Annotated in this window: 17 protein-coding genes; 6 read left to right on the top strand and 11 right to left on the bottom strand. The window is 43.0% G+C overall.

What is annotated here, in order from left to right; translation table 11 throughout:
* The first annotated feature begins 207 nt into the window (after positions 1 to 207).
* Positions 208 to 1,839 carry a Na/Pi cotransporter family protein gene (locus tag HMPREF0851_RS11845; protein ID WP_000026652.1) on the top strand — a complete coding sequence of 544 codons (1,632 nt, stop codon included), beginning with the start codon at positions 208 to 210 and terminating at the stop codon, positions 1,837 to 1,839.
* 97 nt (positions 1,840 to 1,936) lie between these two features.
* On the opposite strand, the gene HMPREF0851_RS11840 is transcribed toward HMPREF0851_RS11845, so the two are convergent.
* Both HMPREF0851_RS11840 and pepA read right to left on the bottom strand, forming a co-directional pair.
* Positions 1,937 to 2,233: a hypothetical protein gene (locus HMPREF0851_RS11840; RefSeq protein ID WP_000230143.1), complete on the bottom strand. Its 297-nt coding sequence runs from the start codon at positions 2,231 to 2,233 to the stop codon at positions 1,937 to 1,939.
* A 21-nt stretch (positions 2,234 to 2,254) separates the two neighbouring features.
* Positions 2,255 to 3,319, bottom strand: coding sequence for a glutamyl aminopeptidase (pepA, locus tag HMPREF0851_RS11835; protein WP_000209179.1), 1,065 nt, complete (start codon positions 3,317 to 3,319; stop codon positions 2,255 to 2,257).
* A gap of 295 nt (positions 3,320 to 3,614) precedes the next feature.
* Here pepA and galE point away from each other — a divergent pair, with 295 nt between their 5' ends.
* The 5 genes from galE to HMPREF0851_RS11810 all read left to right on the top strand — a co-directional run bounded on the left by galE (position 3,615) and on the right by HMPREF0851_RS11810 (position 8,478).
* Positions 3,615 to 4,610 carry a UDP-glucose 4-epimerase GalE gene (galE, locus tag HMPREF0851_RS11830; RefSeq protein WP_000167824.1) on the top strand — a complete coding sequence of 332 codons (996 nt, stop codon included), beginning with the start codon at positions 3,615 to 3,617 and terminating at the stop codon, positions 4,608 to 4,610.
* A gap of 146 nt (positions 4,611 to 4,756) precedes the next feature.
* A complete protein-coding gene (locus HMPREF0851_RS11825) occupies positions 4,757 to 5,716 on the top strand; it encodes an ABC transporter permease (protein WP_000778473.1) in 960 nt (319 codons plus the stop codon).
* Complete coding sequence (locus HMPREF0851_RS11820; protein ID WP_001190921.1) at positions 5,706 to 6,662, top strand: iron chelate uptake ABC transporter family permease subunit; 957 nt, start codon at positions 5,706 to 5,708, stop codon at positions 6,660 to 6,662. The genes HMPREF0851_RS11825 and HMPREF0851_RS11820 overlap by 11 nt, the downstream gene beginning before the upstream one ends.
* The gene (locus tag HMPREF0851_RS11815; protein WP_000764293.1) at positions 6,659 to 7,411 is read left to right on the top strand and encodes an ABC transporter ATP-binding protein; all 753 of its coding nucleotides are present in this window, start codon (positions 6,659 to 6,661) and stop codon (positions 7,409 to 7,411) included. The genes HMPREF0851_RS11820 and HMPREF0851_RS11815 overlap by 4 nt, the downstream gene beginning before the upstream one ends.
* Before the next feature lie 95 nt (positions 7,412 to 7,506).
* Positions 7,507 to 8,478, top strand: a complete 972-nt coding sequence (locus tag HMPREF0851_RS11810; protein WP_000858269.1) for a siderophore ABC transporter substrate-binding protein — start codon at positions 7,507 to 7,509, stop codon at positions 8,476 to 8,478.
* Between the two features lie 112 nt (positions 8,479 to 8,590).
* Here the strand turns inward: HMPREF0851_RS11810 and yidD are convergent, their stop codons facing one another.
* Genes yidD through racE form a run of 9 tightly spaced genes read right to left on the bottom strand, consistent with a single transcriptional unit; the run spans position 8,591 to position 14,306 of the window.
* On the bottom strand, positions 8,591 to 8,833 hold the full coding sequence (gene yidD, locus HMPREF0851_RS11805; RefSeq protein ID WP_000821624.1) for a membrane protein insertion efficiency factor YidD: 243 nt from the start codon (positions 8,831 to 8,833) through the stop codon (positions 8,591 to 8,593).
* Positions 8,833 to 9,555, bottom strand: a complete 723-nt coding sequence (locus tag HMPREF0851_RS11800) for a pseudouridine synthase (protein WP_001222228.1) — start codon at positions 9,553 to 9,555, stop codon at positions 8,833 to 8,835. Before HMPREF0851_RS11800 ends, yidD begins: the two co-directional genes overlap by 1 nt.
* Positions 9,542 to 10,111 (bottom strand): SMC-Scp complex subunit ScpB, encoded by a 570-nt coding sequence (scpB, locus tag HMPREF0851_RS11795; RefSeq protein WP_000105303.1) that lies wholly within the window; start codon positions 10,109 to 10,111, stop codon positions 9,542 to 9,544. The genes HMPREF0851_RS11800 and scpB overlap by 14 nt, the downstream gene beginning before the upstream one ends.
* A gap of 18 nt (positions 10,112 to 10,129) precedes the next feature.
* The gene (locus HMPREF0851_RS11790) at positions 10,130 to 10,858 is read right to left on the bottom strand and encodes a segregation/condensation protein A (protein WP_000351914.1); all 729 of its coding nucleotides are present in this window, start codon (positions 10,856 to 10,858) and stop codon (positions 10,130 to 10,132) included.
* Positions 10,858 to 11,592, bottom strand: a complete 735-nt coding sequence (gene xerD, locus HMPREF0851_RS11785) for a site-specific tyrosine recombinase XerD (protein ID WP_001205629.1) — start codon at positions 11,590 to 11,592, stop codon at positions 10,858 to 10,860. Before xerD ends, HMPREF0851_RS11790 begins: the two co-directional genes overlap by 1 nt.
* Positions 11,589 to 12,050, bottom strand: a complete 462-nt coding sequence (cbpB, locus tag HMPREF0851_RS11780; RefSeq protein ID WP_000560718.1) for a cyclic-di-AMP-binding protein CbpB — start codon at positions 12,048 to 12,050, stop codon at positions 11,589 to 11,591. Before cbpB ends, xerD begins: the two co-directional genes overlap by 4 nt.
* Complete coding sequence (locus HMPREF0851_RS11775; protein ID WP_001118952.1) at positions 12,047 to 12,568, bottom strand: metallophosphoesterase; 522 nt, start codon at positions 12,566 to 12,568, stop codon at positions 12,047 to 12,049. Before HMPREF0851_RS11775 ends, cbpB begins: the two co-directional genes overlap by 4 nt.
* Positions 12,544 to 13,515 carry a nucleoside-triphosphate diphosphatase gene (locus HMPREF0851_RS11770; RefSeq protein WP_000182445.1) on the bottom strand — a complete coding sequence of 324 codons (972 nt, stop codon included), beginning with the start codon at positions 13,513 to 13,515 and terminating at the stop codon, positions 12,544 to 12,546. The genes HMPREF0851_RS11775 and HMPREF0851_RS11770 overlap by 25 nt, the downstream gene beginning before the upstream one ends.
* Positions 13,512 to 14,306, bottom strand: a complete 795-nt coding sequence (gene racE / locus HMPREF0851_RS11765; protein ID WP_000370384.1) for a glutamate racemase — start codon at positions 14,304 to 14,306, stop codon at positions 13,512 to 13,514. The genes HMPREF0851_RS11770 and racE overlap by 4 nt, the downstream gene beginning before the upstream one ends.
* Positions 14,307 to 14,362 lie beyond the last annotated feature (56 nt).

Raw genomic sequence — 14,362 nt, 5'->3', positions numbered from 1 at the left:
ACCCTCATTTTAAAATATTTCTTTTAAATGTCAATATATAAAAGGAAATACCTATATCTAGGTTAGAAATTGGTAAAATTAATATAATTAAGGCCCATTCTCACGAATTTTCTTTCTAAAATCTTAGCTTAACACTTGTTAGATTTACTTTTATCCTTTAAAATAGAATAGGAGAAATTCCGTTATTATTTTTCGGAGGAAAAAGAAATGTCCATTAATTGGCAGGAAATTTTATTTCACTTTTTAGGTGGTCTGGGACTATTCTTATATAGTATCAAGACCATGGGAGACGGTTTGCAACAAGCTGCTGGAGATCGCCTTCGTTTTTACATTGACAAGTACACCAGCAATCCCTTTTTAGGTGTTCTAGTCGGAATTGTCGTGACTGCCCTGATTCAGTCAAGTACAGGGGTTACAGTTATCACGGTTGGACTGGTCAGCGCTAGTCTTCTAACTCTTAGACAGGCTATCGGAATTATCATGGGAGCCAACATCGGAACCACAGTTACTTCCTTTATCATCGGTTTCAAGCTTGGCGAGTATGCTTTACCCCTGATTTTCCTTGGAACCATGTTCCTCTTCTTTACAAAAAACAGAACAGCAAACAATATCGGGCGCATCCTGTTTGGTGTAGGGGGAATCTTCTACGCCCTCAACCTCATCAGTGCTGGTATGAGTCCTCTTAAAGATTTGCCACAATTCAAGGAGTATATGGTAACCTTGGGGCAAAATCCTATTTTAGGAGTTTTTGCTGGTGCAGTGATTACCGTTCTCATTCAGGCCTCTTCTGCGACAATCGGGATTTTACAAGGTCTCTATGCAGGTGGCTTCCTTGACCTTAAAGGTTCTCTACCAGTTCTCTTCGGAGATAATATCGGGACAACCCTAACAGTTATCATTGCGGCAGCCGGAGCCAATGTCTCTGCGAAACGCGTTGCTGCAACCCATGTTACCTTTAACGTTTTAGGAACTATTCTTTGCTTAATCTTATTAGGTCCATTTACGTCTATGATTGAGTACTTCCAGGCACTCCTTCACCTCTCTCCTGAGATGACCATCGCCTTCTCGCACGGTGCCTTTAACGTAAGTAACACCATTGTACAATTTCCATTCATCGGAGCCTTGGCCTACTTTGTAACCAAGCTCATCCCTGGTGAAGATGAAGTTGTGAAGTACGAGCCACTTTATCTCGATGAGCATTTGATTAAACAAGCTCCATCAATCGCTCTCGGAAATGCGAAGAAAGAACTCCTTCACTTAGGAAATTATGCTTCTAAAGCCTTTGACCTTTCATACAACTACATCATTGACCTCAATGAAAAGGTTGCTGAAAAAGGACACAAGACAGAAGAAGCCATCAATACCATTGATGAAAAATTGACTCGTTACCTGATTACTCTTTCAAGTGAAGCCCTTAGCCAGAAAGAAAGTGAAGTGCTGACCAACATCCTGGATTCATCCCGTGATTTGGAACGGATTGGGGATCACGCAGAAGCACTAATCAATCTGACTGACTACCTTCAACGTAAAAATGTTGAGTTCTCTGAAGCTGCTTTGCAGGAATTGGCTGATATCTATCAAAAGACCACTGGCTTTATCAAGGATGCCCTTGATAGTGTAGAAAACAATGATATTGAAAAAGCTCAAAGCCTGATTGAACGCCATAAAAAAATCAACAATATGGAACGTGTTCTCAGAAAAACCCACATCAAACGCCTCAACAAGGGGGAGTGTTCAACACAAGCTGGGGTCAACTTTATCGACATTATTTCCCACTATACTCGTGTATCTGATCACGCTATGAATCTAGCTGAAAAGGTCATCGCTGAACAAATCTGATAACCAAGAAGCTATCCTAAATAGGATGGCTTTTCTCTTTTCCTAACCAAGAATTGCTTTTCTACCATATAGAAAAATGCTTTGATTCACAATGGAATCAAAGCATTTTAAAGAGTTCCCCATACATAATTGCAGAAGCTGCGGTTCCTCTGTACTTGTTTTCTTCTCTCTTAATAAAGCGAGCTAAGTTGAGCAACTCAGGTGCTGGATGTTTGGGATTTAGGAGCAATTCATGATTTACCAGGCCTGAGAGACGGACTGCCAGCAATTGCTCATTTGTAGTAGGCAGTTTTTTTGCAGTCTCTAAAAGAGCAGCAACTAAATCTTCACTCAAATCATGTCGAGCATGATTGTAAAGATCTTTTATAAGGCTTTCTAGGTTTGGTTCTACCATCCCAACCACCTCCCTTATGGTTTAATAATTTTTAATCAAGTCAACCGTTGAACGATCCAATTTTTTCACCAAGGCTTGTAAGAAGGCTTGCGCTTCTAGGAAATCATCCATAGCATAGAGGGTTTGATGAGAGTGGATATAACGAGCGCAGACACCGATAGTTGTAGATGGGACACCACCATTTTTCAGATGAGCTGCGCCTGCATCCGTTCCGCCTTTACCACAGTAGTATTGGTACTTGATACCAGCTTCTTCAGCCGTTGTCAAAAGGAAATCCTTCATCCCTGGGAGAAGCAAGTGACCTGGATCATAGAAACGAATCAAGGTTCCATCCCCAATCTTGCCTTGACCACCATAGACATCACCAGCTGGTGAACAGTCAACTGCTAGGAAAACTTCTGGGTCAAACTTAGTTGTAGAAGTATGAGCGCCACGAAGCCCAACCTCTTCTTGGACGTTAGAGCCAAGATAGAGTTCATTTCCGAGTTTTTGACCTGACAGAGCTTCTGCTAGCTCGCTCACCATGAGAACACCATAGCGGTTGTCCCAAGCTTTTGAAATGATATTTTTTTCATTGGCTGTCAAGATTGCAGAGCTATCTGGTACGATGGTATCGCCAGGACGGATGCCAAAGCTTTCCGCCTCAGTCTTATCCACAAAACCACCATCAAAAATAATATCTGAAATAGCTGGCATGGTTGGTCCACCTGTTCCACGTGTCAAATGTGGAGGGACAGAGCCTGAGATCACAGGGATTTCACGACCATCACGTGTTAAGAGTTTAAAACGTTGGCTGCTAACCACCATAGGATTCCAACCACCGATTTCTACGACACGGAAGGTACCATCTGACTTGATTTCGCTGACCATAAAACCAACTTCATCCATATGAGAAGCGACCAAGACGCGCGGTGCATCTGCAGCTTCTGAATGTTTGATACCAAAAATACCACCCAAGCCATCTGTCACCACTTCATCTACGTGCGGTATTAACTTTTCACGAAGATAAGTACGGACAGGTGCTTCATGACCTGAGATCGCAGCAAGTTCTGTTACTTCTTTGATTTTTGAAAATAATGTTGTCATTTCAGTTCCTTCTTTCTTTCATCCATTTTACCACTTTTTATAGGATAAGGATAGCGGGAAGGTGGATTTCTAAATTAGTATCTTAGTCCTGCTATATCTTAGAAAAAGATTGTATTCCCTTACATGTGAGGTGAAATCTAAGAACTATTCCAAGATTAATCCAACTCTTAATTTCCAAACAAAAAACAATTCAACACTATATTTGTTCAGTTTTTTCGTAAAAATTACAGAAAATAATTGACTTTCCTTTCTTTTTTATTTAAAATAGTACAAAACTAGAAAAAGGAAAAAAATCATGACCAAAACAATTCTTGTTACAGGTGGAGCTGGCTACATTGGCTCTCATACCGTTAAAGCTCTTTTAAATGCTGGATACCAGGTGCATGTCTTAGATAATCTCTCTACAGGAAATCGTTCGGCTGTAGATAGTCGTGCTAGCTTTAAACAACTGGACGTTTATGATGCTAGTGCCTTAAAAGCTTATTTGGAAGAAAATCAGATTGATGCTGTTCTTCATTGTGCAGGTGAAATTGTTGTGAGCGAAAGCATTGAAAACCCAAGCAAATACTTCACTGCCAATGTCGCTGGTATGAACCAAGTTCTCAAAGTCTTATCTGAAGTTGGCATTCAAAAAATCATGTTCTCTTCGACTGCTTCCCTCTATGGTAATAACTGTATTGACAAGCCAGCTACTGAAGACACCCTGCTCGACCCCGTCAATCCTTATGCAGAGACAAAACTGATGGGCGAACGAATGATTTACTGGATGGCCAATCGCTACGATTGGAAATATGTCATTTTCCGTTACTTTAATGTTGCTGGGGCTGAAATGGATGCTTCAAATGGTCTGCGTGTAAAAAATCCAACTCATATTATTCCCAATATCAACAAAACCGCGTTGGGACAAAATGATAGCCTAAAAATATTTGGAGATGACTACGATACACGTGATGGTTCATGTATTCGGGATTACATTCATGTCTTGGACCTTGCACAGGCTCATGTGAAAGGAATGAACTACCTATTTCAAGAAAACAGTTCTTCTCAAATCTTTAACTTGGGAACTGAAAAAGGCTATACTGTCAAAGAAATCTTTAAAACTGCTGAAGAACTATTAAACCAAAAAATACCACACGAAATTGTTGCTCGTCGTGCTGGTGACCCAGCTAGCGTCCTAGCAGACGCATCAAAAGCTAAAAAATATCTTGATTGGAAGGCTAGCTACTCTCTTAAAGATATTATTTTATCGGATTATCATTGGCGGGTTAAAGAGGGGAAAAATATTTTATAATAGGATAACAAAGGAGAAAGTCTTGTTACTCTCTCCTTGTTTCATTCATTAAATTATCAGAAAATTTATTGACAGATTAGAAAAATCGTGTTACAGTAATATTCGCGGGTATCTTTCGATACCAAATCCACATGAAAGGACGGGGTATGAAACTTTCTTATTACTTAATTGGCTTACTTCTACTCCTAGTCTTTCTCTCTATTAGCATTGGGACCAGTGATTTTTCGTGGGGAAAGCTCTTTGATTTCGACCAGCAGACCTGGCTTCTCTTTCAAGAGTCCCGTCTCCCAAGGACCATTAGCATTCTTCTGACTGCCTCTAGTATGAGCATGGCAGGCCTTCTCATGCAGACCATCACTCAAAATCAGTTTGCTGCTCCGAGTACAGTTGGAACCACTGAAGCTGCCAAACTGGGAATGGTGCTGAGCCTCTTTGTCTTTCCGTCGGCTAGTCTGACTCAAAAGATGCTCTTTGCTTTTGTTTCATCCATCGTATTTACCCTCTTCTTCCTAGCCTTTATGACCATTTTTACTGTAAAGGAAAGGTGGATGTTACCTCTGATTGGGATCATCTATAGTGGGATTATTGGTTCTGTGACAGAAGTTATCGCCTACCGTTTCAATCTGGTTCAGAGTATGACAGCTTGGACCCAAGGCTCCTTCTCCATGATTCAGACTCATCAGTATGAATGGCTCTTCTTAGGCCTCATTATCCTGATAGCCGTTTGGAAATTATCCCAAACCTTTACCATCATGAATCTAGGGAAAGAAACCAGTGAAAGTTTGGGGATTTCTTACTCTCTACTTGAAAAACTGGCTCTCTTTCTGATTGCATTAACGACAAGCGTCACCATGATTACCGTGGGTGGCTTACCATTTCTCGGAGTTATTGCTCCCAATCTTGTTCGCAAGCGCTATGGAGATAATCTAAGTCAGACCAAACTCATGGTCGTACTGGTCGGTGCCAATCTAGTTCTGGCCTGCGACATCCTATCCCGAGTTCTGATTCGGCCCTATGAGCTGTCTGTCAGCCTCTTGCTAGGAATCATTGGTAGCCTCGTCTTTATCCTACTTCTCTGGAGAGGGGGACGAAAAGATGCAGTCTAAAAGCAAACATACTAAGCTCTTCTGGATTCTCATTATTCTGGTCATCGGAGCTTGTCTTCTCTACTTTTGGCCCATCACTCACTTGTCAGCCTTTGCTTGGAAATTGCGTTCCCAAAAGATTATCGTTTATCTCTTGGTAGCCATCGCGACTGGGATTTCGACCATTAGTTTTCAAACCCTGACGGAAAATCGCTTTCTGACGCCAAGTATTTTAGGAATCGAATCCTTCTACGTCCTACTACAAACCCTACTACTGGTTTTTGAAAGCAAGTTTCTTCAACTTGGCAAGTCCCCTATCTTAGAATTCCTAGTCTTGCTTCTGCTTCAATCCCTCTTCTTTCTTGCCTTACAAGGCTACTTGAAGACCCTGATGAAGCAAGATCTGGTCTTCATTCTGCTAATCTGTCTAGCACTCGGAAGTCTCTTTCGAAATATCAGTACCTTCCTCCAGGTCCTAATGGATCCAAACGAATACGATAAACTGCAGAACAGTCTCTTTGCCTCCTTTCAACATCTCAACACTTCCATCCTAGCCATTGCTTCTCTGATTATCCTTGCTTTGACACTCTTTTTCTTTCGGAAAGCAGTCATTCTGGATGTCTTGCATCTGCAAAGAGAAACATCTCAGATATTGGGACTCAATGTTGAAAAAGAACAGAAAGAACTCCTCTGGGGCATCGTGCTTTTGACCTCAACAGCAACTGCCCTGGTGGGACCTATGGCCTTCTTCGGCTTTATGCTGGCTAACCTCACCTACCTGATTGTCAAAGACTATCAGCACAAGCTACTCTTTATCGTAGCCATTCTGGTTGGATTTATCAGTTTGACCTTGGGGCAAGCCCTGATTGAACGAGTCTTTGCGCTGGAAATTCGCATCAGTATGATCATAGAAAGTGTAGGAGGTCTCTTATTCTTTATCTTACTTTATAGGAGGGCACGTCAGTGAAACTGGAAAACATTGACAAATCCATTCAAAAACAGGATATTTTGCAAGGTATTTCACTTGAAGTCAGTCCTCAAAAACTGACAGCCTTTATTGGTCCAAATGGTGCTGGAAAGTCGACTCTCCTCTCCATCATGAGCAGACTGACCAAGAAGGATCAGGGAATACTCAGTATCAAAGGTCGTGAAATCGAGAGCTGGAATTCGCAAGAACTAGCCAAAGAACTGACTATCCTAAAGCAGAAAATCAATTACCAAGCCAAATTGACGGTGGAAGAACTGGTCAGTTTTGGACGTTTTCCCTACAGCCGTGGTCGCCTGATAGCAGAAGACTGGGAAAAAATCCGAGAAACTCTGGACTATCTGGAACTGACAGACTTAAAAGACCGCTACATCGATAGCCTGTCTGGAGGACAACTCCAGCGGGTCTTTATCGCTATGGTACTGGCCCAGGATACAGACTTTATCTTACTGGACGAACCACTCAACAATCTCGACATCAAACAAAGCGTTAGCATGATGCAGATTCTTCGGCGACTGGTGGAGGAACTCGGCAAGACCATTATCATCGTCCTCCACGATATCAATATGGCCAGTCAGTATGCAGATGAAATTGTTGCCTTCAAGGACGGCAAAGTCTTTAGCAAGGGAACAACCAATCAAATCATGCAGTCTAACCTCCTCAGTCAACTTTATGAGATTCCCATCACGCTAGCTAATATCAATGGTAAAAAAATCTGTATCTATAGCTAGTAACATAGAAGCTCAAGTTAGAGAACCTTCAGTCTCTTAGTCAATAAGACCAAGAGACTCCCTAAATCGTTATCACATTTTAAAAAGGAGAAATCATGAAAACATCCCTTAAACTTTATTTCACTGCCCTAGTGGCCAGCTTCTTGCTTCTACTTGGTGCATGCAGTACAAATACAAACTCAAGCACTAGCCAGTCGGAAACAAGCAACTCTGCTCCAACAGAGATAACCATTAAAAGTTCACTAGACGAAGTCAAACTTTCAAAAGTTCCTGAAAAAATTGTTACCTTTGACCTCGGCGCTGCTGATACTATTCGTGCTCTAGGATTTGAAAAAAATATCGTTGGAATGCCTACAAAAACAGTACCAACCTATCTCAAAGACCTAGCTGGAAAAGTTAAAAATGTTGGTTCTATGAAAGAACCTGATTTAGAAGCTATCGCCGCCCTTGAGCCTGATTTGATTATTGCTTCCATACGTACACAAAAATTCGTAGACAAATTCAAAGAAATCGCCCCAACAGTTCTCTTCCAAGCAAGCAAGGACGACTACTGGACTTCTACCAAGGCTAATATAGAATCCTTAGCAAGCGCCTTTGGTGAAACTGGTACACAGAAAGCCAAGGAAGAATTAGTCAAGCTAGACAAGAGCATTCAAGAAGTCGCTACTAAAAATGAAAGCTCTGACAAAAAAGCCCTTGCCATCCTCCTTAATGAAGGAAAAATGGCAGCCTTTGGTGCCCAATCTCGTTTCTCTTTCTTGTACCAAACCTTGAAATTCAAGCCAACTGATACTCAATTTGAAGATTCTCGCCACGGACAAGAAGTCAGCTTTGAAAGTGTCAAAGAAATCAATCCTGACATCCTCTTTGTCATCAACCGCACCCTTGCCATCGGTGGGGACAACTCTAGCAACGACGGTGTCCTAGAAAATGCCCTCATCGCTGAAACACCTGCCGCTAAAAATGGTAAGATTATCCAACTAACACCAGACCTCTGGTATCTAAGCGGAGGCGGACTTGAATCAACCAAACTCATGATTGAAGACGCACAAAAAGGCTTGAAATAAGCAACTTCAAACTTAATCACATCTTTACATGATAAAACGCATCCTATCAAGCTCATTCAAACCTGATAGGAGATGCGTTTTTATCATTTCACTAAAATATTTTTACCCAGCCTCATTTTTCTTCTTGATTCCGTTTAAGGGAAAAGTGGTCTGGGACAGGGTCCTTACCTGTTTTCGACCAGGGGTGGCAACGTAGAATCCGAGCCAAGCCCATCAAAACACCCTTGAAGCCATGTTTTTCAATAGCCTGAATCATGTAGTTAGAACAAGTCGGCTCAAAGCGACAAGAGGGTGGAAAGGCTGGGGAGATAAACCGTTGGTAAAAGCGCACAGGCGCTATTAAGATTCGTTTCATTATTTCTTGGTTACAGCCATGGTATGAAGTTGGCTGATTTCTTTTTTATTAAGACGACGGGATTCTCCTGGACGGAGTCCTGTCAAGTCTAGATGTCCAAAACGGGTCCGTGACAGCTTGTCCACTTGGAGACCGACAGCTTCAAACATCTTTTTAACCTGGTGGTTACGCCCTTCATGGATAGTCAACTGCACCACAGAGCGGTTTTTGACTGGATCCACTTTGAGAATCTCATAGACAGCCGGCTTGGTTTTCTTACCATCAATCTCAAGCCCACGGGTCAAGGGGCGGAGATTGTCCTTATTGGCCACACCTTTAACACGCGCGACATAAACCTTGTCAATCTCATTACGAGGGTGAATCATTTCATCCGTAAAATCCCCGTCATTGGTCAAAATCAAGACTCCTGATGTATCCCAGTCCAAACGACCTACAGGGTAGATGCGCTCTTTCACGTTGGGCAAGAGGTCGACAACCGTCTTGCGGCCCTTGTCATCTGTCACACTGGAAATGACACCGCGTGGTTTGTTAAGCAGATAGTAGACCTTTTCTTCGTTGTAGATAGGCTGGCCTTCCACTTCGACCTTGTCGCCTGACTTGATGGTCGTTGCTAGTTCACGCACTACTTGGCCATTGACCGTCACCAAGCCTTGCTTGATCAGCTCTTCTGCTTTTCTCCTACTGGCCACACCTGCGTGGGCAATATACTTATTGATTCTCATCTTCTTCTATCCTTTCACCAAATAATTGGCTTTCTTGGGCTTGAATCTCAAGCTCATCAATCACTGGTAATTCTTCCAAATGGTTAATTCCCATGTAATCTAGGAAATAATCTGTAGTCACATAGAGGTTGGGACGACCCAACACTTCTTTTTTCCCGTCTTCTCGTATCAAATCAAATGCCTGCAACTTTGCCAAAGCCCCACTCGAATTGACCCCACGGATGGCATCAATCTCTATCCGTGTAATCGGCTGCTTATAGGCAATGATGGACAAGGTCTCAAGGGCAGCCCGAGATAAACTCTGGTTGATAGGCGCCTTAGAGTATTCCTTCAAAATCTCTGCAAATTGAGGCTTGGTCACCAATCTATAAGCGCCCCCTGTCTCAATCAGAGCCAAACTGGAATCTGGATCCTTTTCATACTTCTGGGCTAATTTTTCTAAACTCTGTTGGATGCCTGTCGGTGGTAGAGAGAGGAGTTCAGCTAACTGGCGGACTCTAATCCCATCTTCACCCGCTACAAACAAGAGCGCTTCTATTTTTGCTAAAGTACTCATCTTTCCTCTCTATCAAGTCTAGCTTTGGGCCACTTGACTTTCTTCCTTCTTTTCCATGAGATAGATATCTCCGAAACTCTCCTCTTGCACGAGGATCAACTCCTGGGTTTTGATTAACTCTAAGGTTGCCAAAAAGAGGGTAATGACCTCTTGGACATTCTGAGCTTCCTTGAACAAATCCTGCAAGCGCAATTGATCTCGTCCATCCAAGGACTCTTTCACGATAACCATCATGTCCTCAATCTTATACTCATCCCGCAGGATAGTCGTGTGATTCTGTGCAAACTCCTCTTTTTTCTTAGCTAAGATATTTGAAAAAGCCAAAAAGAGGTCAATGGTCGTCTTGTCATGAACAAGCTCCGCATCTTCGTAAATCAACTCTGTCGGCGCTTTAGAATAGTGCTGGGCCCGATCTTGGTGCTTGGCTTCCAAGCGCTCACCCAAGAGCTTGAACTTGCGGTATTCTTCGATTTGAGAAAGAAGATCCTGCTCCAAGTCATCCCCCAAATCTGTCACTTCTGCTACCTTTGGCAAGAGCTTACGGCTCTTGATCAGCATCAGCTGACTGGCCATAACCATGTACTCGCCCGTCACTTCCAGACGCATGGCCTGCAGGGTTGAGACATAGGCTAGATACTGTTCGATGACTTCCGTAATAGGCACATCGTAGATATCCATCTGGTACTTAGAAACCAGGTGCAAGAGCAAGTCCAGAGGCCCTTCAAAATCTTTTAGTTTAATATCCATTATCTATATTTTTCTAAGGTCAGGACTGTTTTTAATCCTAATTTTTTTGCAATTTCATACAAATCGACCTTGTTTTCTACTTGTCTTAGAATAAACTGTTCCCGCAAGGCTTGGGCTGATAAGGCCGGAAAACCTTTCTCCTTGACAAAGGACTCTAGCTGACGAAAGGCCCACTGACGAGAATAGGCTTTCCCTCCCCTTTCAAAAAGATAGGTCTGCCCCATCAAGGGTTCCAATTCTGAAAGCAAGGTCATGGGAATGGTGACAATCCTCTGTTGGGAAGCCTTCTTGATTCGCAACACTTGAAAGTCCAGATTGATGTCCGCAACTTTGAGGGCTAAAATCTCACTCGGCAAGAGTCCCATTTCTAGGATTAAGAGCGCTAGCAAGCGTCCCTCTGGATAGTCGCTTTCCTTCCAAAAAGAGGCTAGGTCTAGAATTTCTGGCTTTTCCGTCTTCTTCTCAGCTTGTTTAGCTAATTCCAAACGATAAAAGCTGTCCACCTCTCCTTTTTGATAGAGAAAGTAGAGAAATTGATTACAGGCCGAAATCTTTCGCTTCTGGGCGCTGATTTTTAAATTGGCTAGCTGGGCTTGGTAAATCTTGAGACTAGTCTCAGAAATCCGCTCGCCTACAATGTCTAAAAATTGCTCCAAATCATACTTATAGGACTGCTTGGAATTGGCAGACAAGCCCTGCTTTTCCTCTAAAAAGGTTGAAATCCTGTCTCTCATCGGCATCGAATCTCATATTCCTTACTAAAGTCATGCAAGAGGGCATTCACTGCCTTGAGGATAGACTTGCGCGTGATAATCCCTTGGAAAATACCAGACGCATCCACAACCGGCAAGAAGGACTCATCTACCAACTTGTGCAAGACCTCCGTAATGGTAAAATCAGGCGAAACAACCGCTACGTCCGTTCTCGTCATATGAACGATATCCGTATCTGCCATGATTTCTTGACTCAAGTCATGCTCCATCTGATAAGCCATAATATCTCTGAGCCCAATCGTCCCAACAAACTGTTTTTCATCTGTTACAACAGGAACACGGGTATAGGTCATCTGACTGAGCAAGAGTGTCGCATGATCCGCATTGTGGGTATCAATTAACACAGCTAGATTTTCAGCAGGGGTCAAAAAAGTTTCCTCTTGCCCCAACAAGAAAGTCTCAAACTCCTTGGCAATCATCGACTAAACTCCTTGGACAAGCCCGGATACACCTCATGGTCTCGTGTCAAAAAGTCCACTTTAAAATAACTATCATCAATCTCCACACGAGCATAGAGACACTCTCTGATGGTCCCACGTGGTTGACTGATAGAACCTGGATTTAAAAAGAGGGTCTTGCCTTCCATCCAAGCACTTGGCACATGCAAGTGACCATAGAGACAGATATCGGCCTCTTCTTCCTGAGCCCAGTAGTCCAACTTTTGAAAATTGAAATTAATGTCAAATAAGTGACCATGAGTTTGGATAATCTTGGTCGAACCAAGCTCAGTCACCAAACGTTCTGGGTAGCCGGCGTAAAAGTCCATGTTCCCTTTAACAACTCGGATGCCCTCCCAAAGTGGAGAATCAGGACGCAGTTCAGAATCGCCGTTATGAAAAACGGCATCAACTTTACCCACATAGCGATCACGGATTTCTTCCACAATCAAGCTATCGCCATGGGAATCGCTCATTACAATGATGGTTTGCTTTGCCATGATGGAAATACCTCCAAAAGTTTCTTAACGGCTAAGGCGCGGTGAGATTGGCTATTTTTTTCTTCAAGGGTTAATTCAGCCGATGACTTGCCTGTCTCTCCTACAAGGAAGAGAGGATCGTAACCAAATCCATTTTCACCCTTAGGTTCAAAGTTAATGTAGCCTGGCCAGTCTGCTTCAACAACCAAACTTTCCTTGTTGGGACTGGCTACGACTAGGGTTGTATGGAATTGAGCCGAGCGGTCCTTGAGTTCAAAGACCATGGCCAATTCGTGCAAGAGTTTGGCATTGTTTTCACGGTCAGTAGCTCCCACACCTGCGAAACGAGCTGACCAGACACCTGGCAATCCACCTAGGACATCGACTTTAAGTCCAGAATCATCTGCCAAAACCATCTTGCCCGTTAATTGGGAAATGGTTTCCGCCTTAAGGCGGGCGTTTTCTTCGAAGGTCATACCTGTTTCTGCTACTTCAGGTAGGTCTGGATAATCATTAAGATTTTCTACATCGTAGCCTAGCTTGTCAAAGATAGCTCGGAATTCCTTGGTCTTGCCCTCGTTACGAGTCGCAATCAATAAGGTTTCTCTGACCTTGTTTGTCTCAAAGAATGCTTCTACATCAACCCCTTCTTTAGGCAATTCTACATGCAGGAGTTGCCCATTTTCAACTAAGAGTAAAGCCCCCTGACGTTGGATGACTTCCACATTTCGTCCCATTTCTTGGTTGAGGATATCTACCACAAAAGACAATAAACGGTAGAGAGAACCATAGCGTAAAACAGTAACAGAAACAGGAAAACCTCGATCCTCATCTCGAAATCTTTGGGCAAACTCCAATAGAGGAAAATCCAAGTCATCATCCGTCAACGTCCGGACGCCACCAAAAATACCATAGGACCCGACATACCAGTCCTGTTCATCCTTGTATTCATAAATTTTATTTGTCATAATTCTACATGCTCCACATAAATCTCTTTTTCCAGCCATTCTTCACCAATTTGTGCAAAACTTTGGCTGCTGGCTGTTGTGTAAAAACGGTGATGGAGTGGTCCGACATCACGACCACGATTGATTTCAAAATAATTGAGTAAGACTGAAATGTCCCGTACGCACTCTGCCCCACTATCGATGAGCTGAACCTTTGGCCCCATGACATTTTGAATAATAGGTCTGAGAAGTGGATAATGGGTACAACCCAAAATCAGGCTATCCACCTTTCCAACCAAGGGACGCAGGGTTTCATAGACCACTTTCTTGGTGACACTGGTTGACAGGGCACCCGACTCCACCAAGGGAGCAAACTTGGGACAGGCCAAGCTCTCCACCTGTAAGTCCGGATCCAGATCGTTTATTTTCTGACGGTAGATGTCTGATTGTACCGTCATGGGTGTTCCAATCACTCCGATTTTCCCACCTTGGCTGGACTTGATAGCTGCCGAAGCTCCTGGCAAAATAACACCTAGGACAGGAATATCTAGTTGAGCCTTGATTTCTTCCCAAACGACCGCAGTCGCAGTATTACAAGCAATGACAATCATTTTGACATCCTTGGTCAAGAGAAAGTTGACCAACTGCCAAGTATATTCACGAATTTGCTCAGCAGGACGGGGACCATAGGGCGCCCGCGCCGAATCTCCAATATAGACGATTTCTTCATGGGGAAGCTGGCGCATGAGCTCACGCACAACGGTCAAGCCCCCGACACCCGAATCCAAAAAACCAATTGGTCGATTATCCATACAGTCTTCTTTCTAGTCTTTTTCTGATTGATAGTTCATTATGATTATTGATCTTT

It is taken from the genome of Streptococcus sp. M334, assembly GCF_000187745.1.
In the GTDB taxonomy this organism is placed as follows: domain Bacteria; phylum Bacillota; class Bacilli; order Lactobacillales; family Streptococcaceae; genus Streptococcus.
Note: the sequence above shows the minus strand (reverse complement) of the source record. Positions and strands in the feature narration are given on the sequence as shown.